Origin of the sequence: Streptomyces antimicrobicus (genome assembly GCF_020532625.1) — a bacterium.
GTDB classification, from domain to species: domain Bacteria; phylum Actinomycetota; class Actinomycetes; order Streptomycetales; family Streptomycetaceae; genus Streptomyces; species Streptomyces antimicrobicus.
On sequence record NZ_JAJAUY010000017.1, the window covers coordinates 39,989 to 65,266 of the forward strand.

The 25,278-nt window shown below is 71.3% G+C and carries 22 protein-coding genes and 2 tRNA genes; 20 read left to right on the plus strand and 4 right to left on the minus strand.

Going from position 1 to position 25,278, the window contains the following annotated elements; translation table 11 throughout:
• The first annotated feature begins 50 nt into the window (after positions 1-50).
• The 3 genes from LG632_RS07075 to LG632_RS07085 all read left to right on the plus strand — a co-directional run bounded on the left by LG632_RS07075 (position 51) and on the right by LG632_RS07085 (position 3,232).
• Positions 51-1,196, plus strand: a complete 1,146-nt coding sequence (locus LG632_RS07075) for a PP2C family protein-serine/threonine phosphatase (RefSeq protein ID WP_226725968.1) — start codon at positions 51-53, stop codon at positions 1,194-1,196.
• A 183-nt stretch (positions 1,197-1,379) separates the two neighbouring features.
• A complete protein-coding gene (locus LG632_RS07080) occupies positions 1,380-2,177 on the plus strand; it encodes a hypothetical protein (RefSeq protein WP_226725969.1) in 798 nt (265 codons plus the stop codon).
• 155 nt (positions 2,178-2,332) lie between these two features.
• Positions 2,333-3,232: a hypothetical protein gene (locus LG632_RS07085; protein ID WP_226725970.1), complete on the plus strand. Its 900-nt coding sequence runs from the start codon at positions 2,333-2,335 to the stop codon at positions 3,230-3,232.
• A 91-nt stretch (positions 3,233-3,323) separates the two neighbouring features.
• On the opposite strand, the gene LG632_RS07090 is transcribed toward LG632_RS07085, so the two are convergent.
• On the minus strand, positions 3,324-3,989 hold the full coding sequence (locus tag LG632_RS07090; RefSeq protein ID WP_226725971.1) for a DUF4232 domain-containing protein: 666 nt from the start codon (positions 3,987-3,989) through the stop codon (positions 3,324-3,326).
• 140 nt (positions 3,990-4,129) lie between these two features.
• Between LG632_RS07090 and LG632_RS07095 the strand changes: the two genes are divergently transcribed.
• The 3 genes from LG632_RS07095 (at position 4,130) to LG632_RS07105 (ending at position 6,361) form a co-directional block, all read left to right on the plus strand.
• Entirely contained in the window at positions 4,130-5,578 is a 1,449-nt protein-coding gene (locus LG632_RS07095; RefSeq protein WP_226725972.1) for a pyridoxal phosphate-dependent decarboxylase family protein, read from the plus strand.
• Complete coding sequence (locus LG632_RS07100; protein ID WP_226725973.1) at positions 5,575-6,075, plus strand: HD domain-containing protein; 501 nt, start codon at positions 5,575-5,577, stop codon at positions 6,073-6,075. Before LG632_RS07095 ends, LG632_RS07100 begins: the two co-directional genes overlap by 4 nt.
• A 91-nt stretch (positions 6,076-6,166) precedes the next feature.
• Complete coding sequence (locus LG632_RS07105) at positions 6,167-6,361, plus strand: hypothetical protein (RefSeq protein ID WP_114057574.1); 195 nt, start codon at positions 6,167-6,169, stop codon at positions 6,359-6,361.
• A 68-nt stretch (positions 6,362-6,429) separates the two neighbouring features.
• On the opposite strand, the gene LG632_RS07110 is transcribed toward LG632_RS07105, so the two are convergent.
• Positions 6,430-6,500 (minus strand) — tRNA-Gly (locus tag LG632_RS07110).
• 160 nt (positions 6,501-6,660) lie between these two features.
• Here LG632_RS07110 and LG632_RS07115 point away from each other — a divergent pair.
• The 5 genes from LG632_RS07115 (at position 6,661) to clpX (ending at position 11,271) form a co-directional block, all read left to right on the plus strand.
• Positions 6,661-6,737: transfer RNA gene (locus tag LG632_RS07115), tRNA-Pro, on the plus strand.
• Positions 6,738-6,896: 159 nt separating this feature from the next.
• The gene (gene tig / locus LG632_RS07120) at positions 6,897-8,285 is read left to right on the plus strand and encodes a trigger factor (RefSeq protein WP_226725974.1); all 1,389 of its coding nucleotides are present in this window, start codon (positions 6,897-6,899) and stop codon (positions 8,283-8,285) included.
• Positions 8,286-8,528: 243 nt separating this feature from the next.
• Positions 8,529-9,143, plus strand: a complete 615-nt coding sequence (locus LG632_RS07125) for an ATP-dependent Clp protease proteolytic subunit (RefSeq protein ID WP_226725975.1) — start codon at positions 8,529-8,531, stop codon at positions 9,141-9,143.
• A 48-nt stretch (positions 9,144-9,191) separates the two neighbouring features.
• Complete coding sequence (locus LG632_RS07130) at positions 9,192-9,878, plus strand: ATP-dependent Clp protease proteolytic subunit (protein WP_308108073.1); 687 nt, start codon at positions 9,192-9,194, stop codon at positions 9,876-9,878.
• 103 nt (positions 9,879-9,981) lie between these two features.
• Positions 9,982-11,271 (plus strand): ATP-dependent Clp protease ATP-binding subunit ClpX, encoded by a 1,290-nt coding sequence (gene clpX, locus LG632_RS07135; RefSeq protein WP_226725976.1) that lies wholly within the window; start codon positions 9,982-9,984, stop codon positions 11,269-11,271.
• 85 nt (positions 11,272-11,356) lie between these two features.
• On the opposite strand, the gene LG632_RS07140 is transcribed toward clpX, so the two are convergent.
• Positions 11,357-12,310 carry a hypothetical protein gene (locus LG632_RS07140; protein WP_226725977.1) on the minus strand — a complete coding sequence of 318 codons (954 nt, stop codon included), beginning with the start codon at positions 12,308-12,310 and terminating at the stop codon, positions 11,357-11,359.
• A 128-nt stretch (positions 12,311-12,438) separates the two neighbouring features.
• Here LG632_RS07140 and LG632_RS07145 point away from each other — a divergent pair, with 128 nt between their 5' ends.
• On the plus strand, positions 12,439-15,060 hold the full coding sequence (locus tag LG632_RS07145; protein WP_226725978.1) for a valine--tRNA ligase: 2,622 nt from the start codon (positions 12,439-12,441) through the stop codon (positions 15,058-15,060).
• 200 nt (positions 15,061-15,260) lie between these two features.
• Entirely contained in the window at positions 15,261-16,409 is a 1,149-nt protein-coding gene (locus LG632_RS07150) for a sensor histidine kinase (RefSeq protein WP_226725979.1), read from the plus strand.
• Between the two features lie 36 nt (positions 16,410-16,445).
• Here the strand turns inward: LG632_RS07150 and LG632_RS07155 are convergent, their stop codons facing one another.
• Complete coding sequence (locus LG632_RS07155; RefSeq protein ID WP_226725980.1) at positions 16,446-17,495, minus strand: rod shape-determining protein; 1,050 nt, start codon at positions 17,493-17,495, stop codon at positions 16,446-16,448.
• Between the two features lie 117 nt (positions 17,496-17,612).
• Here LG632_RS07155 and folC point away from each other — a divergent pair, with 117 nt between their 5' ends.
• From folC to mrdA, 7 genes are all read left to right on the plus strand, one after another.
• Positions 17,613-19,154: a bifunctional tetrahydrofolate synthase/dihydrofolate synthase gene (gene folC, locus LG632_RS07160; RefSeq protein ID WP_374203418.1), complete on the plus strand. Its 1,542-nt coding sequence runs from the start codon at positions 17,613-17,615 to the stop codon at positions 19,152-19,154.
• Between the two features lie 3 nt (positions 19,155-19,157).
• Positions 19,158-19,505, plus strand: a complete 348-nt coding sequence (locus LG632_RS07165) for a DUF4233 domain-containing protein (RefSeq protein WP_226725981.1) — start codon at positions 19,158-19,160, stop codon at positions 19,503-19,505.
• Positions 19,506-19,581: 76 nt separating this feature from the next.
• Positions 19,582-19,992 (plus strand): nucleoside-diphosphate kinase, encoded by a 411-nt coding sequence (ndk, locus tag LG632_RS07170; protein WP_226725982.1) that lies wholly within the window; start codon positions 19,582-19,584, stop codon positions 19,990-19,992.
• Between the two features lie 309 nt (positions 19,993-20,301).
• Positions 20,302-21,321, plus strand: coding sequence for a rod shape-determining protein (locus tag LG632_RS07175; protein ID WP_125647420.1), 1,020 nt, complete (start codon positions 20,302-20,304; stop codon positions 21,319-21,321).
• A 126-nt stretch (positions 21,322-21,447) separates the two neighbouring features.
• The gene (gene mreC, locus LG632_RS07180) at positions 21,448-22,398 is read left to right on the plus strand and encodes a rod shape-determining protein MreC (RefSeq protein WP_226725983.1); all 951 of its coding nucleotides are present in this window, start codon (positions 21,448-21,450) and stop codon (positions 22,396-22,398) included.
• Positions 22,399-22,401: 3 nt separating this feature from the next.
• Positions 22,402-23,094 (plus strand): rod shape-determining protein MreD, encoded by a 693-nt coding sequence (gene mreD, locus LG632_RS07185; protein ID WP_226725984.1) that lies wholly within the window; start codon positions 22,402-22,404, stop codon positions 23,092-23,094.
• 13 nt (positions 23,095-23,107) lie between these two features.
• Entirely contained in the window at positions 23,108-25,273 is a 2,166-nt protein-coding gene (gene mrdA / locus LG632_RS07190) for a penicillin-binding protein 2 (protein ID WP_226725985.1), read from the plus strand.
• Positions 25,274-25,278: the final 5 nt, after the last annotated feature.

Consider the following 25,278-nt stretch of genomic DNA (forward strand, 5'->3'; position numbering starts at 1 on the left):
AGGGGGTACCCCTGCGCACGCACAGCCAGGATGGATAGGGTCCCGAAGCAATGGCCGGAGCACGCAGCGCGCAGACCCTCATGGCCCGGATGCGCAAGACCTCGCTCCGGGTCCGCACCGCCCTGCGCAAGTCCGCCGTGGACTACTTCCGCGGCGACGCCTCGGACTGGGTCGCCTTCGCCGGCCTGTTCCTGGCGGTCCCCACCATCACCTGCGGCACGCTGATGCTGCCGGTGTGGTTCTCGCCGTCCGCGCTGGTCCTGCCGATCGTCGCGGGCGGGCTCCTGCTGCGCCCCGCGAGCCTGCTCGCGCTGTACGCGGCCTCCGCCACCGCGCTGATCGTCGAGGCGCTCGTCCTCGGCCCGTACACCGAAGGGCCCGCCCGGGTCACCCCGGGCACCGTCCTCGTCGTCGCCGCCTGCGGGTTCTTCGGCCTGGTCATCGCCCAGTTCCGCAGCCGCGTCGGCGTGCCCTGGCGGCGCGGCGGCACCATGCTCTTCGACCTGCGCGAACGCATCCGGGTGCAGAGCAAGCTGCCGGCCCTGCCACCCGGCTGGCACCGCGAGATGGCGCTGCGCCCGGCCGGCGGCCAGTCCTTCTCCGGCGACTTCGTGGTCGCCGCCCGCACCGGGGGCGGGCGCACCCTGGAGGTCGTCCTCACCGACGTCTCCGGCAAGGGCATGGACGCCGGCTCCCGCGCCCTGCTCCTGTCGGGCGCCTTCGGCGGCCTGCTCGGCTCCCTCCCGCCGCACGACTTCCTGCCGGCCGCCAACGGCTACCTGCTGCGCCAGGACTGGGACGAGGGCTTCGCCACCTCCGTCCACCTCGTCCTCGACCTGGAGACCGGCGACTACGAGCTCCTCTCCGCCGGCCACCTGCCCGCCCTCCAGCTGTGCGCGGGCACCGGCCGCTGGCACGAGAAGTCCGGCGAGGGCCCCCTCCTGGGCGTCTACGACGGCGCCACCTTCGAACCGGCCAAGGGCAACCTCCGCCCCGGCGACGTCCTGATGCTCTTCACCGACGGCCTCGTCGAAACCGCCGACCGCGACATCAGCGAGGGCATCGACCGCCTGACGGGCGAGGCCGACCGCTACGTCTCGGCAGGCTGGGAGGGCGCGGCCTGGCACCTGATCGAAAAGGTCGCCAAGGACGTCAACGACGACCGCGCCCTGCTGCTGATCCGCCGCTCGACCTGATCGGCCGCCCGGGCCGATCCGCGCCCGGGCCGATCCGTCGCCCGGGCCGGCCGAGCGGCGTCCGGCCGACCGGCGTTCGGCCGGCCGGCGCACCGGCCGGTGCGCGGCCCCGGGTGCGCGGCTGTCGGTGTCCCCTGGCACTCTCGTGGGGCACGTAATCGAACCAATCATGTGGGGGGACCCATGACCGTGAACCGCAAGCCCCGTGCCCGTACGGCGCTGCGCGGCGGCATCGTCGCCGCCGCGCTGGCGGCCGGCGTCCTGGCCGCACCGGCGGCCGCGCACGCAGCCGTCGAGCCGGGCCACACGCAGGGCGCCGGCGAGGTCATGCGCAGCAAGAACGCGGTGCTCAAGCTCCAGGCCGACGGCAACCTCGTGCTGGAGCACGTCTCGGGCGGCGTCCTGTGGGCCTCCGGCACGTACGGCAACCCCGGCGCGACCGTCACCTTCCAGCAGGACGGCAACCTCGTCGTCTACAAGCAGGACGGCGGCGAGGGCAAGGGCGGCGCCCTGTGGTCCACCGGCACCTGGGGCAACCCGGGCGCCCGGATCGACCTGCAGAGCGACGGCAACCTCGTGATCTACCGCCAGGACGGCTCCGCCGCCTGGAACACGGCCACCTGGATGACGGACACCACCCTGTACGCCGGCTGGCAGCTGGGCGTGGGCAACTGGACCTGGAGCGACAACGCCGTCCTGGCGATGGAGCAGACGGGCAAGCTCACCATCCGCGACCGCGAGGTGCCCGGCATCCGCTTCGACTCCCACACCTGGGGCCCGGGCGCCTACGCCCGGATGCAGGCCGACGGCAACTTCGTGATCTACAAGAAGGACGGCGGCCAGGGCAAGGGCGGGGCCCTGTGGTCCACCGGCACCTGGAACAACCCGGGCGCCCGCCTGGTGTTCGAGCGCAACGGCGACCTCGTCCTCTACAAGAAGGAAGTCGAAGAGGTCCTGTGGCGCAGCGGCACCGGCCGCTGAGCGACGCCCTGACGCGTCGTCCGCGACGCATCGACCGGCCGATTCCGGTCGGTTGGCCGAATCCTTTTGTGTTTCCACAGCGGCCGTGCAATGATCACGACCGAATCGAACGCGTTCAAACATGGAGCGCGGAGAGCTACTCGTGGGGGGTAGTCATGAAGCTCAACCGCAAGCGCGCCGCAGTCGTGGGCGCTCTCGTCGCGGCCGTCGCCCTGGGGGGTGCCGTCGTCCCGGCGCAGGCCGCTCCGGCCCCGGCCGGCACGGCGACCGCCAAGGAGATCCCGGCCAAGAAGCTGCCGGCCGGCGCCAAGGCCAAGAACCGCACCTCCTCGGACCGGGCGTCGGCCACCACCGCGTCCGGCTCCTTCTCGCTGGGCGCCGGGGACGTCCTCGGCTCCAACGAGTACATCGAGACCGAGAACGGCGTGCTGTACATGCAGCCGGACGGCAACCTGATCCTGGACCACAAGGCCGGCGCCGAGCTGTGGGCCTCCGGCACGTACGGCAACCCCGGCGCGTACGCGATCGTCCAGCCGGACGGCAACTTCGTCATCTACAAGCAGGACGGCGGCCCGACCAAGGGCGGCGCGGTGTGGAACACCGGCACCTGGGGCAACCCGAACGCGCGCGTGGACTTCCAGGACGACGCCAACCTCGTCCTCTACCGCGAGAACAACTCCGCCGCCTGGTCCACCAAGACCTGGCGCGTGGGCAGCAACACCCTCACCGGTGGCCAGAACCTTGAGCGCGGCACCTGGATGTGGGGCGTCGACGCCGTGGTCGCCCAGGACAACCGGGGCTACTTCGGAGTCTTCTTCCGCAACGAGGACAAGGCTTACGTCGCGGGCACCTACAGCGTGGGCGCGTACACCCGCATGCAGACCGACGGCAACCTCGTGATCTACAAGGCCGGCGGCGGCGAGGGCAAGGGCGGCGCGAACTGGAACACCGGCACCTGGGGCAACCCGGGCGCGTACTTCACGTTCGACGCCACGACCTCCGCGGCCGTGCTGCGCAAGGCCGACGGCACGGAGCTCGGCCACTTCGGGCCGTGACCGCGCTCACGCCCGGCTGACCGCTGACACCCCGGCCCGGGGTGGGGGACCGCCCCCACCCCGGGCCGCGGTGCGTCCGGCGCGCCGGGCGTCACCTCGGCACCTCCGACCAGGGGCCGAGGCCCATCCGCCCGGTGTTGCCGAGGTCCACCGGGCGCGTGAGGACCAGGGACAGCCGGGGCGCGCCCGGCCGGGGCCGGATCTCCAGCTGCCTGCCCTCGACCGCGGGGACGTCCGCATCGGTCACGAGGTGGCGCCACAGCAGCCCGAACGACGCCTGCTGCCCGGGGCCGAGCTCGACCCGCCGCGGCGGCTCGTCGAACCGCGTGCCCCCGGCGACGCCGTACGACCCGTGCCCGATGTCCACCCGGACCGGAGCCCCGGCCTCGTCCAGCAGCCGTACGTCGGGCCAGCCCTCCAGGACGTAGGGCCCGGTCCCGCAGTTCACCAGGTGCACCGAGGCCACCCGCAGCCCCATGGCCGCGTCCCCGGGGCCCTCGGACACCCGCACCCCGCCGTCCGGGCACCCTTCCGCCCGCGCCCGGTCCGGCCCGCCCGCGCCGGGTACGGAGGGCGCGCCCGCCCCGGCGGTCGGCCCGGGCGCCCGTTCCGGCGCCGGTTCCGTCGCGCACCCGGCCAGCAACCCGGCCAGCGCCCCGGCCAGCGCCGCACCCGGCAGCCACCGCCCGGAGCCCCGGCCCCTGCGCCGCCGCCCCGTCCCGCTCCGTGTCCCCTGCCTCACGACCATGCTGATCATGCTCCGACCCTACGACCCGGCCCGGTGGTGCGGCCGTAGCTCCGCGGGGCGGAGGGCGCGGGGAGCCGGGCGGGTGGGCGGTGGCCACTTGTGCCGGATTGGCCCGTTACCGGGGCCGGAGGCCGACCTAGCGTGGCGCCATGCACCCCTCGCTCGCCGACGACCTGGCCCGCCTGCCCGAACTCCTCGCCGCCACCCTCCGGCAGGCCACGCAGGCCCTGCACACGCTGGACACCCGCCCGGTGGTCCCCCGCCCGGACACCCCGGCCGAGCCCGGCCGGGTCGAGCCCGCCCCGGCCGAGCCCGCCCCGACCGGCCCCGCTCCCGTCGGCCCCGCCCGCCTGCCCCGCCACGGCGCCGGCCTGGGGCAGGCCCTGGAGGAGTTCGCCCGGGACTGGGCGCCGCGGTTCTCGGCCTCCGCCGGGCCCCGGTACCTCGGCTTCGTCACCGGCGGAGTCACCCCCGCCGCCCTCGCCGGGGACTGGCTGACCGCCGTGCACGACCAGAACTCCAACTCCGCCCTCGACCCCGCCGGCCAGGACCTCGAACGCGAGACCGCGGCCTGGCTCCGCGAGCTCTTCGGCCTCGGCCCCCACCACGCCGGGACCTTCGTCAGCGGCGCCACCATGTCCAACACCACCGGCCTCGCCGTCGCCCGCGAATGGCTCGGCGAACGCCTCGGCGTCTCCCCGGCCGAGCACGGCGCGGCCGCCCTCGGCCCGGTCCGCGTCCTGTCCGGCGCCCCGCACTCCTCCGTCGCCAAGGCCCTGTCCGTCCTGGGCCTCGGCCGCGACGCCCTCGTACCGGTGCCCACGCTGCCCGGCCGCGAGGCCGTCGACCCCGCCGCCCTCGACCGGGCCCTGGCCGAGGCGCCCGGCCCCGCCGTGGTCGTCGCCAACGCCGGCACCGTCAACACCGTCGACTTCGACGACCTCCGCGCCGTCGCCGCCCTGCGCGAGCGGCACGACTTCTGGCTGCACACCGACGCCGCCTTCGGCGCCTTCGCCGCCCTCTCCCCGGCCCACGCCCACCTCACCGCCGGCCTCGACGAGGCCGACTCCGTCTGCGTGGACCTGCACAAGTGGCTCAACGTGCCCTACGACAGCGCCGTGCTGTTCACCCGCCGCCAGGACCTCCAGGCCCGCGTCTTCGCCAACGCCGCCGCCTACCTCGGCCCGCTCGGCCCCCGCCCGGACCTGGTCCACCTCACCCCCGAGAACTCCCACCGGCTGCGCGCCCTGGCCGCCTGGTTCACCCTGCGCGCCTACGGCGGCGCCGGCCACCGGGAGATCGTCGAACGCGACATCGCCTGCGCCCGGGCCCTCGGCGAGGAACTCGCCGCCGACCCCGCCTTCCGCCTCCTCGCCCCGGTCCGCCTGAACGTCGTCTGCTTCACCCTCGCCGACACCCCGACCCCCGAGCGGCTGGCCGCCCTGCGCACCGCCGCGGCCGACGAGGTCTTCGTCACCCCGACCGTCCTCGCGGGAACCCCCGCCCTGCGCGCCGCGTTCTCCAACTGGCGTACCACGCCCGCGGACGTACGCCGGGCCGCCGAGGCCCTCCGCACCGCGGCAAGGGGGATCGCATGACGCCGCAACCGCCATCGCCGGAGCTGACCCTCGCCGAGGTCGAGGCGCTCGCCCGCGCCGCCCACGCCGGGCAGACCGACAAGGCCGGCCGTCCGTACGCCGAACACCTGGCCGCCGTCGCCGACGGCGTCCGCGCCCGCGGCGGCAGCGCCGAGCAGCAGGCCGCCGCCTGGCTCCACGACGCCGTCGAGGACGACGCCCTGAGCCGGGCCTGGCTGGATCGCGCCGCTCTGCCGCAGTCGGTCAAGGACATGGTCCTGGCGGTCACCAAGCGCCCCGGCGAGCCCGTGGAGGAGTACGCGGCCCGCATCCTGGCCACCCCCGGCGCCCTCCTGGTCAAGGAGGCCGACCTCGCGCACAACGCCGACCCCGCCCGCCTCGCCGTCCTCGACGCCCCCACCAGGGACCGGCTGTCCGCCAAGTACGCCTACGTCCGCTCGCTCCTGGGCCTTGCGAATCCACCGAGTTGGCAGCAAACGCCGTCACGGGACGGGTAGCGGGGGCCTGTTGGTGGCACGATGGTCCATGTGGGGGTGCGCACGGCCGTGCCCCGGGCCGACCAGGGGACGACCGAAGGTGTGATCAGAAGTGGCCATTTCGCTGTCAGTGGTGGTTCTGTTGGCGATCATCATGGTGGTGCTGATCCGCGGCAACCACCTCAAGGCGGGCCCCGCCATCGTCGCGGTCCTCTTCGGGTTCTTCCTGGCCTCCAGCTCCATCGCCCCGGACGTCAACCGCTTCCTGAACTCCCTGGCGGACACCATCGCCGGCATCAAGCTCTGAACCGACCCCGGAAACGCCTCAGGGCCAGGCGGAGGAATCGTCCTCCGACCTGGCCCTGAGCCATGAAGAGCGGGCGACGGGAATCGAACCCGCGTAGCTAGTTTGGAAGACTAGGGCTCTACCATTGAGCTACGCCCGCACAGCGGTGCCGCAGGCCGGTGACCGGCGGTGGCACGGACAGCATCCTAGCGGGTCGGGCCGGGGGGTCGCACACCCCTTTCGGCGGGGTCGGGGCGCGGGTGCGGGAAAACCAGGGGCGTCGGACGGTCTCCGGGCATGTACCCTACGTGTCGCACCGACGGGGTGTGGCGCAGCTTGGTAGCGCGTCCGCTTTGGGAGCGGAAGGTCGTCGGTTCGAATCCGGCCACCCCGACCAGCACCACCACCGCGATGATCGCGTTGTGGGCTGCTTCCCGCTTGCGGTTACTATGCAAGCTGCGTGCCCGTGTGTCTGATGTACCGGGCCCGATCCGCTGAGTCGCTGAACATGCAGCGCCAGCAGAACCCCAGAAGTCAGCCACAAGGAGACCGAACCGTGAAGAGCGCCGTGGAGACCCTGAACCCGACTCGGGTTCGGCTCACTGTCGAGGTGCCCTTCGAGGAGCTCAAGGACAGCCTCGACGCGGCGTACAAGAAGATCAACCAGCAGGTCACGGTCAAGGGCTTCCGCAAGGGCAAGATCCCGGCCCGGGTCATCGACCAGCGCTTCGGGCGCGGTGCCGTGCTGGAGGAGGCCGTCAACGACGCGCTCCCGAAGTTCTACACCGCCGCGGTCAACGAGGCCGAGCTGAACCCGCTGGGCCAGCCCGACGTCGACATCACGGAGCTGAAGGACGGCGAGACGCTGAACTTCACCGCCGAGGTCGACGTCCGCCCGACCATCGAGATCCCGGACTACTCCGGCATCGAGGTCGAGGTCGACGCCGTCGAGGTCTCCGACGAGGACGTGGAGAAGTCGGTCGAGCAGCTGCGCAACCGCTTCGCCTCCACCAACGTCGTCGAGCGCGCCGCCCAGGACGGCGACGTCGTCTCGGTCGACCTGGAGGCCAAGGTCGACGGCGAGGTCCTGCCGGACGGTGTCGCCAGCGACGTCTCCTACACCATCGGCTCGGGCGAGCTGCTGGACGGCATCGACGAGGCCGTCAAGGGCCTGGAGGCCGGCGGCGAGGCCACCTTCACCTCGCAGCTCAAGGGCGGCTCCGCCGCGGGCAAGGACGCCGAGGTCACCGTCAAGGTCACCAAGGTCTCCGCCCGTGAGCTGCCGGCCCTGGACGACGAGTTCGCCCAGATGGCCAGCGAGTTCGACACCCTCGAGGAGCTGAAGGCCGACAGCCGCAAGCGCCTGGAGAACATGAAGCAGTACGACCAGGCCACCCAGGCCCAGGAGCGCGTGCTGGAGAAGTTCATCGAGCTCGCCGAGATCCCGGTCCCCGAGAAGCTGCTCGAGGACGAGATCAACACCCGCAAGCACAACCTGGAGCACCACCAGCTCGGCCAGATGGGCCTGACCCTCGAGAAGTACCTCGAGTTCCAGGGCAAGACGGTCGAGGAGTTCGAGGCCGAGACCCGCGAGCAGGCGATCAAGGGCATCAAGACCCAGTTCCTCCTGGACGAGCTCGTCAACAAGGAGAAGCTGAACGTCAACCAGGAGGAGCTCACCGAGCACCTCATGCGCCGCGCCGCCTCCTCCGGCATGTCCCCCGACCAGTTCGCCCAGGCGGTCGTCGAGGGCGGCCAGGTCCCGATGCTGGTCGGCGAGGTCGCCCGCGGCAAGGCGCTCGCGCTGGTCGTCGAGGCCGCCAAGGTCGTCGACACCAACGGTGAGGTCGTGGACCTGTCCGACGAGGACGAGGAGCAGGCCGCCGAGACCGCCGAGGCGGCCGTCGAGGGCGACGCCGAGGCCAAGGCCGACGAGGCCAAGTAAGCCCCGTACGGCCCCCGCAGGGCCGTGGGCGAGGGCCCGGACGCGCATGCGTCCGGGCCTTCGTCGTACGCCCTGCGGGGCGCCGGTTCCCGCCGCCGGTACCTTGCGCTCCGAGCGAACAGTTCGGGAAGCGGGATGGCGTTGTCCGACCTGCGCGTTAGGGTCCATGAATACGAGGGCACTGCCCTCCGAACGAGACGCTGAGACGGCACGTGAAGCCGTCGGAGACGAGCAGGTGGATACGTGACGAATCTGAAGCCTTACGCGGGTGAGCCGTCCATCGGTGGCGGCCTCGGCGACCACGTCTACAACCGGCTGCTCAACGAGCGGATCGTCTTCCTCGGCCAGCAGGTCGACGACGACATCGCCAACAAGATCACGGCGCAGCTCCTCCTCCTGGCCGCAGACCCGGAGAAGGACATCTACCTGTACATCAACAGCCCCGGTGGCTCCGTGACGGCCGGCATGGCGATCTACGACACCATGCAGTTCATCCCGAACGACGTGGTCACCATCGGCATCGGCATGGCGGCCTCCATGGGCCAGTTCCTGCTGACCGGTGGCACCCCCGGCAAGCGCTTCGCGCTGCCGAACACCGACATCCTGATGCACCAGGGTTCCGCCGGCATCGGCGGTACGGCCTCGGACATCAAGATCCAGGCCCAGTACCTGCTGCGCACCAAGCAGCGGATGGCCGAGATCACGGCGCACCACTCCGGTCAGACCGTCGAGACGATCATCCGCGACGGCGACCGCGACCGCTGGTTCACCGCCGAGGAGGCCAAGGACTACGGCCTGATCGACGAGATCATCTCGGCCGCGTCCCTCGTCCCGGGCGGCGGCGGCACCGGGGCCTGAGCCCCCGGACCGTACCCGGACAGCCCCAGCCCGCAGAACGCCACCAGGATGGTGAACACCCAGATGCACCAGATGCACCCGATGCAGAACAACCTCTCCGCGAGCGGCCTGTACACCGGCGCCCCGGTCGACAACCGCTACGTCGTCCCGCGCTTCGTGGAGCGCACCTCGCAGGGCGTGCGCGAGTACGACCCGTACGCGAAGCTGTTCGAGGAGCGCGTGATCTTCCTCGGTGTCCAGATCGACGACGCGTCGGCCAACGACGTCATGGCGCAGCTGCTGTGCCTGGAGTCGATGGACCCGGACCGCGACATCTCGATCTACATCAACAGCCCCGGTGGTTCCTTCACCGCGCTGACGGCCATCTACGACACGATGCAGTTCGTGAAGCCCGACATCCAGACGGTCTGCATGGGCCAGGCGGCCTCCGCCGCCGCCGTCCTGCTGGCCGCCGGTACGCCGGGCAAGCGGATGGCCCTGCCGAACGCGCGCGTGCTCATCCACCAGCCGTCCGGCGGCACCGGCCGGGAGCAGCTCTCCGACCTGGAGATCGCGGCCAACGAGATCCTGCGCATGCGTGAGCAGCTGGAGACCATGCTGGCCAAGCACTCGACCACGCCGATCGAGAAGATCCGCGAGGACATCGAGCGCGACAAGATCCTGACGGCCGAGGACGCGCTCCAGTACGGCCTGATCGACCAGATCATCTCCACCCGGAAGATGAACGCGGCCTGATACTTGCACGGGGCCCCTCAGCGGGGCCCCGGCAAGGTACCGTCGACTATGAGGCACCAGGAGCGCTGAACCAGGCGTCTCCCAGGCGAAGGGGAAGCACCTCGTGGCACCACGCATCGGTGACGGCGGCGACCTGCTCAAGTGCTCGTTCTGCGGGAAGAGCCAGAAGCAGGTGAAGAAGCTCATCGCAGGACCCGGCGTGTACATCTGCGACGAGTGCATCGATCTCTGCAACGAGATCATCGAGGAGGAGCTCGCCGAGACGAGCGAGGTGCGCTGGGAAGAGCTTCCCAAGCCCCGCGAGATCTACGAGTTCCTGGAGAGCTACGTCGTCGGCCAGGAGCCGGCCAAGAAGGCGCTCTCCGTCGCGGTCTACAACCACTACAAGCGCGTCCAGGCCGGCGAGAACGGCGGTGCGCAGGGCCGGGACGACGCGATCGAGCTCGCGAAGTCCAACATCCTGCTGCTGGGCCCCACGGGCTCCGGCAAGACCCTCCTCGCCCAGACCCTGGCGCGGATGCTCAACGTCCCGTTCGCCATCGCCGACGCGACCGCGCTCACCGAGGCCGGGTACGTCGGCGAGGACGTCGAGAACATCCTGCTCAAGCTGATCCAGGCGGCCGACTACGACGTCAAGAAGGCCGAGACCGGGATCATCTACATCGACGAGATCGACAAGGTCGCGCGCAAGAGCGAGAACCCGTCGATCACGCGCGACGTGAGCGGTGAGGGCGTCCAGCAGGCCCTGCTGAAGATCCTGGAGGGCACGACCGCGTCGGTGCCGCCGCAGGGCGGGCGCAAGCACCCGCACCAGGAGTTCATCCAGATCGACACGACGAACGTCCTGTTCATCGTGGGTGGTGCCTTCGCGGGCCTGGAGAAGATCATCGAGGCGCGGGCCGGTGCCAAGGGCATCGGCTTCGGGGCCACGATCCGCTCGAAGCGGGAGATCGAGGCCAGCGACCAGTTCCAGGAGGTCATGCCGGAGGACCTGGTGAAGTTCGGGATGATCCCGGAGTTCATCGGCCGCCTCCCCGTGATCACCTCGGTCCACAACCTGGACCGCGAGGCCCTGCTGCAGATCCTGGTGGAGCCGCGCAACGCGCTGGTGAAGCAGTACCAGCGGCTGTTCGAGCTGGACGGCGTCGAGCTGGACTTCGAGCGCGAGGCCCTGGAGGCCATCGCGGACCAGGCGATCCTCCGCCAGACGGGCGCGCGCGGCCTGCGCGCCATCATGGAGGAGGTCCTGATGTCGGTGATGTACGAGGTCCCGTCCCGCAAGGACGTGGCCCGCGTGGTCATCACGGCCGACGTGGTCCGCTCGAACGTCAACCCCACCCTGGTCCCCCGCATCGTCCCGAAGGACCAGGGCCCGCACGAGAAGAGCGCGTAGCACCGCCTGACTGCCGTACGCAGCCAAAGGGGGGAGCCCCGGCCGATCCGGCCGGGGCTCCCCCCTTTTTTCGACGCTCCCGGCGTCAGGCCTTGACGCGGGTCGTCGCGTAGACCTTCGCGGCGATGGCCGCCACCTCGTCCAGCGTGGCGCTCGGGGCGCCCAGCAGGAGCTTGGTCGGGTCCACGACGTTGACCGAGGTCAGCGTCGAGAGGTCGCCCATCGCGCACGTGGGGACGGTGAAGTCCTTCGCGGACGAGCCGGCTGGGGCCGCGCTCTTCGCGCTGGCCTTGATGTTGGCGCACTTCATCGTGGCGCCCGAGAACCCGGCCGGCTTGAACTCCAGCGGGCTGCCGACCAGTTCGTACTTGAAACCGCTGGCCTCGGCGGCCTTGTTCTTGCCGACGTTGGCGAAGTAGTTGTCGACGGCCTTGGCGGGGTCGGCGATCTCGCCGTACAGGCCGTTGACGTTCATCTGCTTGGCCGTCTTCTCGTCCGTCCCGTTGGCGTACTTCGCGGCGACGTTGTGGGCGTTCTTGACGCCCATGGCCTCGGCGTTCGTCTTCTGCTCGCCCTCGAAGGCCTTGTCCGTGACGTTGGTCGGGCTCTTCGGGTCCTTCTTGTACTCCGCGATCGCCTCCGGCATCACCAGCTTGTAGCCCTTGGTGTCCTCGGAGGCCGCGCCGCCGCCGTCGCCCATGAGGTACCACGCGCCGCCGCCGATCACCGCGACGGCCACGACCGCCGCGACGATCACCAGGCCCGTCTTCTTCTTCGGCTGCTGCGGGGCCATGCCGTACGGCGGGGCGGGGGGCATGCCGGGCTGGGCCGGGTAGCCGTACGACGGCTGCGGCGGGACGCCCGGCTGCTGGGGGTAGCCCGGCGGGGGCGGGGGCGCCTGCTGCGGGTAGCCGTAGCCGGGCTGGGGCGCCGGCTGGCCGTACGGCGGCGGCGGCTGCTGCCCGTACGGACCGGGCTGCTGGCCCCCGTACGGGCCCGGCTGCTGGCCGCCGTACGGCCCTGGCTGGTTGAAGCTCATTCCCGCGTCCCCCTTTGAGGTTGCTCATGCGTTCCCCACATCCTGGCGGAAGCCTGGGCCGCGCGGGGCCCCGGGGCCCCGGTACAGCGGTTTCAGTACGGGACTGTTACCCCTCTAAACTGTGCTCCGTGACCGAGAACACGCAGACACCCAGCAGCCCCGACTCCGAACTGCCGACCACGTACGCGCCGGCCGAGGTAGAGGGGAAGCTCTACGAGCGCTGGGTAGAGCGTGGCTACTTCGAGGCCGACGCCACCAGCGACAAGCCCGCGTACACCATCGTCATCCCGCCGCCGAACGTCACCGGCAGCCTGCACCTGGGCCACGCCTTCGAGCACACGCTGATCGACGCCCTGACCCGCCGCAAGCGCATGCAGGGCTACGAGACGCTGTGGCAGCCCGGCATGGACCACGCGGGCATCGCCACCCAGAACGTCGTCGAGCGCGAGCTCGCCAAGGAGGGCAAGTCCCGCCACGACCTGGGCCGCGAGGCGTTCGTCGAGCGCGTGTGGCAGTGGAAGGCGGAGTCCGGCGGTCAGATCTCCGGCCAGATGCGCCGCCTCGGCGACGGCGTCGACTGGTCCCGTGAGCGCTTCACCATGGACGAGGGCCTGTCCCAGGCCGTCCAGACGATCTTCAAGAAGCTCTACGACGACGAGCTGATCTACCGCGCCGAGCGCATCATCAACTGGTGCCCCCGCTGCCTCACCGCCATCTCGGACATCGAGGTCGAGTACCAGGACGACGACGGTGAGCTGGTCTCCATCCGCTACGGCGACGGGGACGCCTCCATCGTGGTCGCGACCACGCGCGCCGAGACGATGCTCGGTGACACCGCCGTGGCCGTCCACCCGGAGGACGAGCGCTACCGGCACCTGGTCGGCACCGAGATCGAGCTGCCGCTGACCGGCCGCCGCATCCCGGTCGTCGCCGACGAGCACGTCGACCCCGAGTTCGGCACCGGCGCGGTCAAGGTGACCCCGGCGCACGACCCGAACGACTTCGAGATCGGCCAGCGCCACGGCCTGCCGAACCTCGCGATCATGGACGAGCGCGCCGTCATCACCGCCCACGGCCCCTTCCAGGGCCTGGACCGGCTGGAGGCCCGTTCCGCCATCGTCGCCGCGCTGCGCGCCGAGGGCCGGATCGTCGCCGAGAAGCGCCCGTACGTCCACTCCGTCGGCCACTGCTCGCGCTGCAAGACCACCATCGAGCCGCGCCTGTCGATGCAGTGGTGGGTCAAGGTCGGCCCGCTCGCGAAGGCCGCCGGTGACGCGGTCCGCGACGGCAAGGTCAAGATCCACCCGCAGGAGATGGAGAAGCGGTACTTCGACTGGGTCGACAACCTCCACGACTGGTGCATCTCGCGCCAGCTGTGGTGGGGCCACCGCATCCCGGTCTGGTACGGCCCGAACGGCGAGGTCGTCTGCGTCGGACCGGACGAGCAGCCCCCGGCGGGCGAGGGCTGGCACCAGGACACCGACGTCCTGGACACCTGGTTCTCCTCCGGCCTGTGGCCGTTCTCCACCCTCGGCTGGCCGCAGCAGACCGAGAGCCTGGCGAAGTTCTACCCGAACTCGGTCCTCGTCACCGGCTACGACATCCTCTTCTTCTGGGTCGCCCGGATGATGATGTTCGGCCTGTACGCGATGGACGGCACCCCGCCGTTCCACACCATCGCCCTGCACGGCATGGTCCGCGACCAGTTCGGCAAGAAGATGTCGAAGTCCTTCGGCAACGCGGTCAACCCGCTGGACTGGATGGACACCTACGGCTCCGACGCGGTCCGCTTCACCCTGGCCCGCGGCGCCAACCCCGGTGTCGACGTGCCGATCGGCGAGGACTGGGTCCAGGCCTCGCGCAACTTCGCCAACAAGATCTGGAACGCCACCCGCTTCGCGATGATGAACGGCGCCACGGTCGAGGGCGAGCTGCCGCCGGTCGAGCAGCTGTCGGCCGCGGACCGCTGGATCCTGTCCCGCCTGAACAAGACGGTGGCCGAGGTCGACGCCTTCTACGAGGACTACCAGTTCTCGAAGCTGTCGGACGCCCTCTACCACTTCGCGTGGGACGAGGTCTTCGACTGGTACGTCGAGCTGTCGAAGACGACGTTCTTCGCCGGCGGCGACCAGGCCAAGGTCTCCGCCCGGGTCCTCGGCGAGGTCCTGGACGTCACCCTGCGCCTGCTGCACCCGGTCGTCCCCTTCGTCACCGAGACGCTGTGGACCACCCTCACCGGCCGCGAGTCCGTCGTGATCGCCGACTGGCCGGCCGACAGCGGCTTCCGCGACGAGGCCGCCGAGGGCGAGATCGCGCTGCTCCAGCAGCTGGTCACCGAGGTCCGGCGGTTCTGCACCGACCAGGGCCTGAAGGCCGGCCAGAAGGTGCCCGCCCGCCTGGAGCTGGCCGGCACCCCGCTGGCCGCGCACGAGGCCGCCATCCGGCAGCTGCTCAAGCTCCAGCCGGAGGGCGAGGGCTTCCACGCCACGGCGTCGCTCCCGGTCGCCGGGGCCACCGTCACGCTCGACCTGTCCGGTGCCATCGACGTCGAGGCCGAGCGCAAGCGCCTGGCCAAGGCGCTGGCGGCGGCCGAGAAGGAGAAGACCCAGGCCGAGGCCAAGCTCGGGAACGAGGCGTTCCTCGCCAAGGCCCCCGACAACGTGGTCGACAAGATCAAGGGCCGTCTCGCCCAGGCCGAGGAGGACATCGCCCGGATCCAGGCCCAGCTGGCGAACCTGCCGGCCGCCTGATCGCCGTACGGCACCCCGAAGGGCCCCGCACCACCGGCGCGGGGCCCTTCGCCGTGTGCTCGCCGTGCCCGCCGTGCCCGCCGTGCTCGCCGTGCTCGCCGTCCCCGCCGAGCCCGAGGTCCGGATCACGTGCCCTATGTCACGTGATCCGGACGTCCCGCCGATCCGATCCCGCCGCCCGAACCGGGATGATGGGGGGCATGCAGGTCAAACCCGTCGCCTCCGCGCTCCGGGCAGCCACGGCCGCGGGCCGGCGGCGTGCCGAGCGCTGGGCCGGGTCGCCGCGTGCCCTCGACGTGCTCACCGCGCTCAGCTGCCTCGCGCTGATGGCGCTGGACCTGCCGGGCCTGGCCGCCGACGACAACTCCCTCGACGGCCTCCAGGCCGCCGCCGTCCTCACCGCCGGCTCCGCCACCCTGCTGCTGCGCCGCCGCACGCCCTGGCTCGCGTACGCCACTGCCCTGGTCTTCATCGGCTGGCTGCACGAGCTCACGCTCGTCCAGTTCGCCCTGTACTCCGTGGCCCGCTACAAGGGGCGCGGCGCCGGCGTAGCGGCCGCCGTCGGCTACGTCGCGTTCGCCTTCGCCCTGTTCCACCTGCCCGGCTGGCCGCACCACAAGGCCGACACCCTCAGTGCGTTCCTCGGCCTGGTCGTGCCCATCGGGGTCCTCGCCACCGCCGTCGGCATCGCCGCCAACCGGCAGGACCTGGTGCGCGAGCTCGACGCGCGCCGTGCCGAGGCGGCCGTGCTGCACGCCGTCCAGCAGGAGCGGACCTCCGTCGCCCGTGACGTCCACGACTTCGTCGGACGCGAGCTCACGCTGCTCACCGTCCGCTCCGAGGTGCTCTCCACCCGGGCCCGGCGGACGCCGTACGCCAAGGACTTCGAGGAGCTCGCCGACACCGCGCGGCGGGCGCACCTGGTGCTCAACGAGATCATCGTGCAGCGCGGGGAGCGGGCCACCACCCCCGGTGTGGAGGGGCTGTCCGTGCTCGCCGAGCAGAGCGGCCGGGCCGGCTCACCCGTCCGGCTCCGGCTGGACCCCGACGCGCACACCCTCTCGCCGCTGCGCCAGGCCGCCGTCTACCGGGTGGTCCAGGAGTGCCTGACCAACGCCGCCAAGCACGCCCGCGGCGAGACCGTCGAGGTCTCCGTCGCCGCGGACGGCCCCCAGTTGCGGATCTCCGTCAGCAACCGGTTGCCGACCGGCACCCCCGGCCGCGCACCTGTCTCGGCCGGCTCCGGCACCGCCAGCATGTCCGAACGCGTCCGCAGCCTCGGCGGCAGCCTGACCGCGACCCGCAAGGACGGCACGTACGAGGTCGTGGCCACCTTGCCCCGGCACTGAGAGCCGGGGGGGGCCGACGACGGCGAAGGCCGGGTCTCAGCCCTTCGCGGGCGCCAGCAGGGCGCTCATCGCGTCCAGGTCCTCCACGCACCGGCCCGAGCCGAGCGCCACGCAGTCCAGCGGGTCGTCCGCGACGAACACCGGGATCCCGGTGGCCGAGGCCAGCCGCAGGTCCAGGCCCGGCAGCAGCGCCCCGCCGCCGGTCAGCACGATGCCGTGCTCCATCACGTCGCCCGACAGCTCCGGCGGGCACTCCTCCAGCGTGGCCCGCACCGCCGCGACGATCGCCTCGACCGGCTCGTCCAGGGCCGCGCGCACGTCCCGGGCGCCCAGCTCCAGGGTCTTGGGCATCCCGCCGACCCGCTCCCGGCCGCGCACCGCCATGGTGCGTCCCTCCAGCTCCGGCCGGTCCGGGACCGGCCACGCCGAGCCGATGGCGACCTTCACGTCCTCGGCGGTGCGCTCGCCGACCAGCAGCCCGTGCTCCTTGCGCACGTGGTCGATGATCGCCGCGTCCAGCCGGTCCCCGCCGACCCGCAGCGACTGCGAGGTGACGATGCCGCCCAGCGAGATCACCGCGACCTCGGTGGTGCCGCCGCCGATGTCCACCACCATCGACCCGCGGGCCTCGGCCACCGGCAGCCCGGCCCCGATCGCGGCCGCCATCGGTTCCTCGATCAGGTGCACGGTGCGGGCCCCCGCCCGGGTCGAGGCGTGCACGATCGCGCGCCGCTCCACCGGGGTGACCCCGGACGGCACGCAGACCACCATCCGGGTCCGCGCCCGCCGCCCCGGCACCGCCTTGCGCACGAAGTGCCGGATCATCTCCTCGGCGGCCTCGTAGTCGCATATCACCCCGTCCTTCAGGGGCCGGATCGCGGTGATCGAGCCGGGCGTGCGCCCGATGGTCTCCTTCGCTTCGGCCCCCACCGCCAGCGCGGCGGTCGTACCCGCCTTCACCGCCACCACGGACGGCTCATTGAGGACGATCCCGTGCCCCCGCGCGTAGACCAGGGTGTTGGCCGTCCCCAGGTCGATCCCGATGTCACGGCTGGACGCCGTCTTGTTGCTGCTGGCCTGCGGCATTTGTTCCCCTATCTCCTGTCCGCAAGGCTTGCATAACGATCCGGCCGCCTTTTGCGTCGAAGGTCCCGAACCGGCCGGGCCGAAAGTCCCGCCCGGCCCCGTCCGTAGACTGGCCTTGTGAGTGAGCAGCAGCCCGAGCCCAGCGACGAGCGCCTCGACGAATTCGGCGCGCTCGGCGCGTTCGACGAATTCGACGAGATCGTGGCCGAAGAGACCGACCGCGACCCCGACCTGGCGGTGATCGAGGCCGGCAGCCGCACCCTGCGCGCCCAGGCCGGCGCGCCCCAGGGCGACCCCGTGCCGTCCCGCCCCCAGGACCCGGAGGTGGACAAGGCGCTGCGCGAGGTGGAGCAGGAGCTGTCCACCCGCTGGGGCGAGACCAAGCTGGAGCCTTCGGTCCGCCGGATCGAGGCCCTCATGGACGTCCTGGGCCAGCCCCAGCGCGCGTACCCTTCCGTCCACATCACCGGCACCAACGGCAAGACCAGCACCGCCCGCATGATCGAGGCCCTGCTGGGCGCCTTCGAGCTGCGCACCGGCCGCTACACCAGCCCGCACGTGCAGATGATCACCGAGCGGATCAGCCTGGACGGCGCCCCGATCGAGGCGGAACGCTTCGTCGAGACCTACCACGACATCAAGCCGTACGTGGAGATGGTCGACGCGGCCGAGGAGTACCGGCTGTCCTTCTTCGAGGTGCTCACCGCCATGGCCTACGCGGCCTTCGCGGACGCCCCCGTCGACGCGGCCGTGGTCGAGGTCGGCATGGGCGGCAGCTGGGACGCCACCAACGTCATCGACGCCTCCGTCGCGGTGATCACCCCCATCAGCCTGGACCACACCGACCGGCTGGGCTCCACGCCCGCCGAGATCGCGGCGGAGAAGGGCGGCGTCATCAAGCAGGGCGCCACCGTCATCCTGGCCCAGCAGCCGGTGGACGCGGCGCAGGTGCTGCTGAAGAAGGCCGTCGAGGTCGACGCCACGGTCGCCCGCGAGGGCATGGAGTTCGGCGTCGTCACCCGCGAGGTCGCCGTCGGCGGCCAGCAGGTGACGCTGCGCGGGCTCGGCGGCGAGTACGAGGACATCTTCCTGCCGCTGTACGGCGCCCACATGGCGCACAACGCGGCGGTGGCGCTGGCCGCGGTCGAGGCGTTCTTCGGCATCGGCGCCGAGCACGCGCGGCCGCTGGACCTGGACACCGTGCGCCGGGCCTTCGCCACGGTCACCTCGCCGGGCCGGATGGAGGTCGTCCGGCGCAGCCCCACGGTGGTCCTGGACGCCGCCCACAACCCGGCGGGCGCGCGGGTGACGGCCGAGGCGGTCACCGAGTCCTTCGGGTTCAGCCGGCTGATCGGCGTCGTGGGCACCAGCGAGGGCAAGGACGTCCGGGGCGTCCTGGAGGCCTTCGAGCCGATCTTCGCCGAGGTCGTGGTCACCGAGAACTCCACCTACCGGGCGATGTCCGCCGACGAGCTGGCCGCCATCGCGGTCGAGGTCTTCGGCGCCGACCGGGTGCAGGTCGAGCCGCGGCTGGACGACGCCCTGGAGGCGGCGATCACCCTGGCGGAGGAAGAGGCCGAGTACGGTGGGGCCGGGGTCCTGGTGACCGGTTCCGTGATCACGGTGGGCGAGGCCCGCCTGCTGCTGGGGAAGGGCTGAGCTGTGCGGACCTTGTGCGCGTCGACCCTGATCGGCGAGTTCTTCGTGATCGGCTTCGCCGGCCTGGTCGCCATGAAGGGGGACCTGTCCCAGGCCACCGTCTGGACGGTCTGCGGCATCGCGATGCTGCTGTCGGTGCTGCTGTGCGGGATGCTCGGCCGGCCCGGCGCGGTGCAGATCGGCTGGGCGCTGCAGATCGGCCTGATCGCCAGCGGGTTCGTCGTCCCGACCATGTTCTTCCTGGGCGCCGTCTTCGCGGCCCTGTGGTGGTGCTCGGTCCACTACGGTCGCAAGATCGACGAGGCCAAGGCCCGCTGGGCGGCGCAGAGCGACGCCGAGGCCCGGGCCTGACCCTGTGGGGCGGGGGCCCTACCCGGCCCCTGTAGCCTCGTACGACCGCACCCGTATGCCGCAAGGAGCCAACACCATGACCCAGCGCACTCTCGTCATCCTCAAGCCCGACGCCGTCCGTCGCGGCCTGATCGGCGAGATCATCGGCCGTATCGAGCGGAAGGCCGGCTGGACCATCCCCGCGATGGAGCTGCGCACGCTGGACGCGGAGACGCTGGAGGCCCACTACGGCGAGCACAAGGGCAAGCCGTTCTACGAGCCCCTCATGGGCTTCATGGCGTCCGGCCCGGTCGTCGTGCTCGTGGTCGAGGGCGAACGCGTGATCGAGGGGATGCGCCAGCTGGTCGGTCCGACCGACCCGATCGCCGCCGCGCCCGGCTCCGTGCGGGGCGACTTCGGCACCATCGTGCGCGAGAACCTGGTCCACGCCTCGGACGGCGAGGAGTCCGCCGAGCGGGAGCTGAAGCTGTTCTTCCCGGCCCTGTGACGTTCTCGCCGGACCACACGCTTCCTGACGCGACATCAGCCATATAGCGCTCATGACCTGGGGCGACCGAAGTAATTTCGGTCGCCCTTCGGTATTCCCCGCCCCGGGCGGGAACGCATGGACAACACGCAACGTCACCACTAAGGGGACGGTCCACGTCTCCCCCGGAAAGCCGTAGTCCCGTCGCGCGATGTCCACAGCTGCGGCACTACGATGGGGCTTCCACCCACACACCCACCTCGCCGACCTGACAGCAGCCGCTATCAACTGGAAGGCCAGACGCTCCTCATGGGGAACAAGGGGAACTCAATGTCGTTCATCGGCCGTGACATGGCTGTCGACCTCGGGACCGCCAACACGCTGGTGTACGTGAGGGGCCGGGGCATCGTCCTGAACGAGCCGTCCGTCGTCGCGATCAACACCAACACCGGCGGCATCCTCGCGGTCGGTTCCGAGGCGAAGAAGATGATCGGGCGGACCCCCGGGAACATCGTCGCCGTACGCCCGCTGAAGGACGGCGTGATCGCCGACTTCGAGATCACCGAGCGCATGCTGCGCTACTTCATCCTCAAGATCCACAAGCGCCGCTACCTGGCCCGCCCGCGCGTCGTCGTCTGCGTCCCCTCCGGCATCACCGGGGTCGAGCGCCGTGCCGTCATCGAGGCGTCCACCCAGGCCGGTGCCCGACAGGTGCACATCATCGAGGAGCCCATGGCCGCCGCCATCGGCTCCGGCCTGCCCGTGCACGAGGCCACCGGCAACATGGTGGTGGACATCGGCGGCGGCACCACCGAGGTGGCGGTCATCTCCCTCGGCGGAATCGTCACGGCGCAGTCCATCCGGGTGGCCGGCGACGAGCTCGACAACGCGATCATCCAGCACATCAAGAAGGAGTACAGCCTCCTCCTGGGCGAGCGGACCGCCGAGCAGATCAAGATCACCATCGGGTCGGCCTACGACCTCGACAAGGACGAGCACACCGAGATCCGCGGCCGGGACCTGGTCTCGGGTCTGCCCAAGACCGTGGTCATCTCCGCGGCCGAGGTGCGCAAGGCCATCGAGGAGCCGGTCAACGCGATCGTGGACGCGGTCAAGACGACCCTGGACAAGTGCCCGCCGGAGCTCTCCGGCGACATCATGGACCGCGGCATCGTGCTCACCGGCGGCGGCGCCCTGCTGCGCGGCCTGGACGAGCGGCTGCGCCGCGAGACGGGCATGCCCATCCACATCGCGGAGGACCCGCTGGACTCCGTCGCGCTCGGATCCGGCAAGTGCGTCGAGGAGTTCGAGGCGCTCCAGCAGGTGCTGGACGCCCAGCCCCGGCGTTGACATTCGCCCCGAAGGGGCATATGCGGAACCCAATGATCCGCCGTACGGGTGCTACCGCGCCCGTGCGGCGGATCGTTGATATACAGGCAAAGAGAATTCCTACTGAGGAAGGCACGGCCGCCGCACGTGAGGGACACACGAGAGAGCCGGCTGCTCCTGGTGCTGCTGATCGCCATCGCGTTCGCACTGATCACGGTGGACATCCGGGCGGGCGAGGAGTCCCCGGTCGACGGTGCCCGGCAGGCCGCCGCCGCGGTCTTCGGCCCGGTCGAGAAGGGGGTGTCGACCGCCGTCGACCCCGTCGCCAACGCCATAGGAGCGGTACGGGACTCCGGCACACGGCACAACCGCATCGCCACGCTCGAACGCGAGAACGCCGCGCTCAAGGCCAAGCTGGGCAGCGACGACCGCACCCGCAGCCGGATCAAGGAGCTCGACGAACTCCTCAAGCGGGCCGGCGCCGGCCAGTACGGCATCAAGGGCGCCGAGGTCATCGCCATAGGAGCGGCCCAGGGCTTCTCCTGGACCGTCACCATCGACGCCGGCAGCAAGGACGGCATCGAACGCGACATGACGGTCCTCAACGGCGACGGGCTCGTCGGCCGGGTCACCACCGTCGGCCCGGACACCGCGACCGTCCTGCTCGCCAACGACCCGGACTTCACCGTCGGCACCCGTCTGGAGGGCACCGGCGAACTCGGCTTCGCCACCGGCCAGGGCGACCGCGACCTGTCCGTGCAGATGCTCAACGGCCGCGCCAAGGTCAGCCCCGGCGACCGCCTGGTCACCTTCGGCTCCCGCGCCGACAAGCCGTTCGTGCCCGGCGTCCCGATCGGCGAGGTGGTCCGCGTCGACCCGTCCGGCGGAGGCCTCACCCGCACCGTGCACGTCCGGCCGTTCGTCGGCTTCTCCCGGCTCGACATCGTCGGCGTGGTCGTCGTCCCGCCCCGTGAGGACCCGCGCGACACCGTCCTGCCGCCCAAGCCCGAGCCCCCCAAGCCCACGCCGACGGTCACCGTCACGGTCACGCCCTCCCCGAGCGTCTCCGGCCGGCCCGTCGACGAGGAGGAGCGCTGAGCCATGCGCGTCAACCGGATCCTGCTCTCGTCGGCCCTCGTGGTGGTCGCCCTCGTCGTGCAGGTCACGGTCCTGGGACGGCTCCAACTCCCCGGAGCCGTCCCCGACCTGCTGCTGCTGACCGTCGTCGCCCTGTCCCTGGTGTACGGGCCGACGTCCGGCGCCCTGCTCGGCTTCGGCGCCGGGCTGCTGGCCGACCTCGCCCCGCCCGCCGACCACGCCGCGGGCCGCTACGCCCTTGTGCTCTGCGTCATCGGCTACGTCGTCGGGCTCGCCCGACCGGACAACGGGCGCTTCCGTTCGGCGTGGGGCCCGATGCTCACGGTCGTCGCCGCCGCCCTCGGCTCCACGCTGCTCTACGCCGGGGTGGGCGCCCTCGTGGGGGACACCGCCGCGCGTCATGTGGGGCTGGTGGGGCTGATGTTCACCGCGGCCCTGTACGACCTGTTGCTGGCCCCGTTCACCGTGCCGTTCATCATGGCGCTGGCCCGCCGCGCCGAGAACGACCCGATGGCCGTGGAGGCCGGCGGCCCGGCCCAGGGCGCCGACGTCTCCTCCGGCTGGCTGGCCGGCGGGACCGGGCTGCGGATCGGCGACGCGCGCGGGGGCCTGCGGCTGCGCGCGGCCCGCGGCCGGGCCGGCCGGGCGGGCCGGATAAAGGGCGTCAAGGGCGTGAAGAGCGTCAAGAAGCTGTGACGGGGGACCACGCGTGACCAACATCCCGGAGACCGGCCGCACCCCGCGGGTGCAGATCCGGCTCGTCATCATCCAGGTGCTCGTCTTCTCGCTGCTGTTCACCCTCGGCGGGCGCCTGTGGTACTTGCAGATCCGCAACGGCAACGAGTACGCCCACGCGGCCCGCAGCAACCACGTCCAGCGGGTGGTGCAGCCGGCCGTGCGCGGCGCCGTCCTCGACGCCCGCGGGGTCCCGCTCGCCGACAACGAGACCCGCCTGGTGGTCTCCGCGTCCCGTACGGACCTGATGCGGATGAAGGACAAGGGCAAGGCGGTCCTCACGCGCCTGGCCGGGGTCCTGGACATGAAGCCGCAGGACGTCATGGACAAGATCCGCCTCTGCGACTCCAAGACCCCCAAGCCGTGCTGGAACGGCTCCCCGTACCAGCCGATCCCGGTGACCCTGGAGGCCACCACCCAGCAGGCCCTGCAGATCCGCGAGCGCCCCGAGGACTTCCCCGGCATCACCGCCGAACCCACCGCCGTACGCCGCTACCCCGCGCTCGGCGGGGCCCGTGCCGCCCAGGTGCTCGGCTACCTCTCGCCGGTCACCGACGAGGAGATCCAGCAGGCCAAGAACACCGACTCGCCGCACCTGCGCTCCGACCAGGTCGGCCGCTCCGGCATCGAGCGCACGTACGACAAGGAGCTGCGCGGCAAGGCGCAGGTCACCTCCTACGAGGTCGACAACCTCGGCCGGGTCATGGGCCAGACCAAGTCCGACCCGGGCGTGGCCGGCTCCACGCTCGTCACCAGCATCGACGCCAGGGTCCAGGCGGTCGCCGAGTACGAGCTCGCGCAGGCGATGAAGACGGTCCGTCAGGAGACGGACAACATCACCGGCCGCAAGTACGAGGCCGACTCGGGCGCCGTCGTCGTCATGGAGACCAAGACCGGCCGGGTCGTCGCCATGGCCTCCCAGCCCGACTACGACCCCAACGCCTGGGTCGGTGGCATCTCCGGCGCGGACTACGCCAGGCTCACCAGCAAGGACTCCAACTTCCCGCTGCTCAACCGGGCCATCCAGGGCCAGGCCCCCGCCGGCTCCATCTTCAAGGTGGTCTCGGCGAGTGCGGCCGTGCGCGCCGGTTACCCCTTCGACAGCAAGTACAACTGCAGCGCCTCCTACAACATGGGCGGCCGCAGCTTCGCCAACTTCGAGTCCAAGGGCCACGGCCCCATCACCCTCGGCGAGGCGCTGAAGTTCTCCTGCAACACCGTCTTCTACGCCCTCGGGCACGAGGAGTGGAACCGCGACGGCGGCCTGCAGCCCAAGAAGGACGCCCACGACTGGTTCTACCGCACGGCCCGCGAGTTCGGACTCGGCGCCGAGACCGGCATCGACCTGCCCAACGAGGTCAGCGGCCGCATCCCGGACCGCCAGTGGAAGAAGAGCTTCTGGGAGGCGAACAAGGACGCCTGGTGCAAGCAGGGCAAGAAGGGCGGCACCTACGTCGAGCAGATCGCGTACGAGAACTGCCTCGAAGGCAACCAGCTGAAGGCCTTCGACAGCATCAACTTCGCCATCGGCCAGGGTGACGTGCTGGTCACCCCGATCCAGATGGCCACCGCCTACGCCGCCATCAGCAACGGCGGCACCCTGTACAACCCCACCGTCGGCAAGGCCGTGGTCAGCCCGAACGGCAAGGTCGAGACGATCGAGCCCAAGGCCCACGGCAAGCTCCCGGTCGACGCCAAGACCATCAGCGACCTCGACAAGGGCCTGCGCATGGTCGTCGAGCCGGGCGGCACCGCCGCCTGGCGGTTCGTCGGCTGGCCGCAGGACAAGATCCCGCTGCGGGCCAAGACCGGCACCGCCCAGGTGTACGGCAAGCAGACCACCTCGTGGCTGGCGACGTACACCGACGACTTCACCATCGTGATGACGATCTCCCAGGGCGGCACCGGCTCCGGTGCCTCCGGCCCCGCCGTGCGCAACATCTACAACGCGATGTACGGCCTGACCATGGACGGCAAGCCGACCGGCAAGGCCCTGCTGCCCAAGCCGGAGGCGCAGCTGCCTCCCGTCCAGCCCGACGGCAGTATCCAGGCCCCGGAGATCAAGCCGTACGTGCCCCCGTCCCCGGAGGAGCTGGCGCCGCCCGCGCTCGCCGGCCCGCCGCCCCTGCGACACGACTGAGCCGA

Coding starts and splice junctions, on each gene's coding strand:
- LG632_RS07175 (WP_125647420.1), top strand. CDS start 20,302: ATGTCGTTCATCGGCCGTGACATGGCTGTCGACCTCGGGACCGCCAAC.
- LG632_RS07155 (WP_226725980.1), bottom strand. CDS start 17,495: ATGCCGCAGGCCAGCAGCAACAAGACGGCGTCCAGCCGTGACATCGGG.
- LG632_RS07140 (WP_226725977.1), bottom strand. CDS start 12,310: ATGAGCTTCAACCAGCCAGGGCCGTACGGCGGCCAGCAGCCGGGCCCG.
- LG632_RS07080 (WP_226725969.1), top strand. CDS start 1,380: ATGACCGTGAACCGCAAGCCCCGTGCCCGTACGGCGCTGCGCGGCGGC.
- LG632_RS07085 (WP_226725970.1), top strand. CDS start 2,333: ATGAAGCTCAACCGCAAGCGCGCCGCAGTCGTGGGCGCTCTCGTCGCG.
- ndk (WP_226725982.1), top strand. CDS start 19,582: ATGACCCAGCGCACTCTCGTCATCCTCAAGCCCGACGCCGTCCGTCGC.
- LG632_RS07095 (WP_226725972.1), top strand. CDS start 4,130: ATGCACCCCTCGCTCGCCGACGACCTGGCCCGCCTGCCCGAACTCCTC.
- mreD (WP_226725984.1), top strand. CDS start 22,402: ATGCGCGTCAACCGGATCCTGCTCTCGTCGGCCCTCGTGGTGGTCGCC.
- LG632_RS07090 (WP_226725971.1), bottom strand. CDS start 3,989: ATGATCAGCATGGTCGTGAGGCAGGGGACACGGAGCGGGACGGGGCGG.
- LG632_RS07130 (WP_308108073.1), top strand. CDS start 9,192: ATGGTGAACACCCAGATGCACCAGATGCACCCGATGCAGAACAACCTC.
- LG632_RS07150 (WP_226725979.1), top strand. CDS start 15,261: ATGCAGGTCAAACCCGTCGCCTCCGCGCTCCGGGCAGCCACGGCCGCG.
- LG632_RS07075 (WP_226725968.1), top strand. CDS start 51: ATGGCCGGAGCACGCAGCGCGCAGACCCTCATGGCCCGGATGCGCAAG.
- LG632_RS07100 (WP_226725973.1), top strand. CDS start 5,575: ATGACGCCGCAACCGCCATCGCCGGAGCTGACCCTCGCCGAGGTCGAG.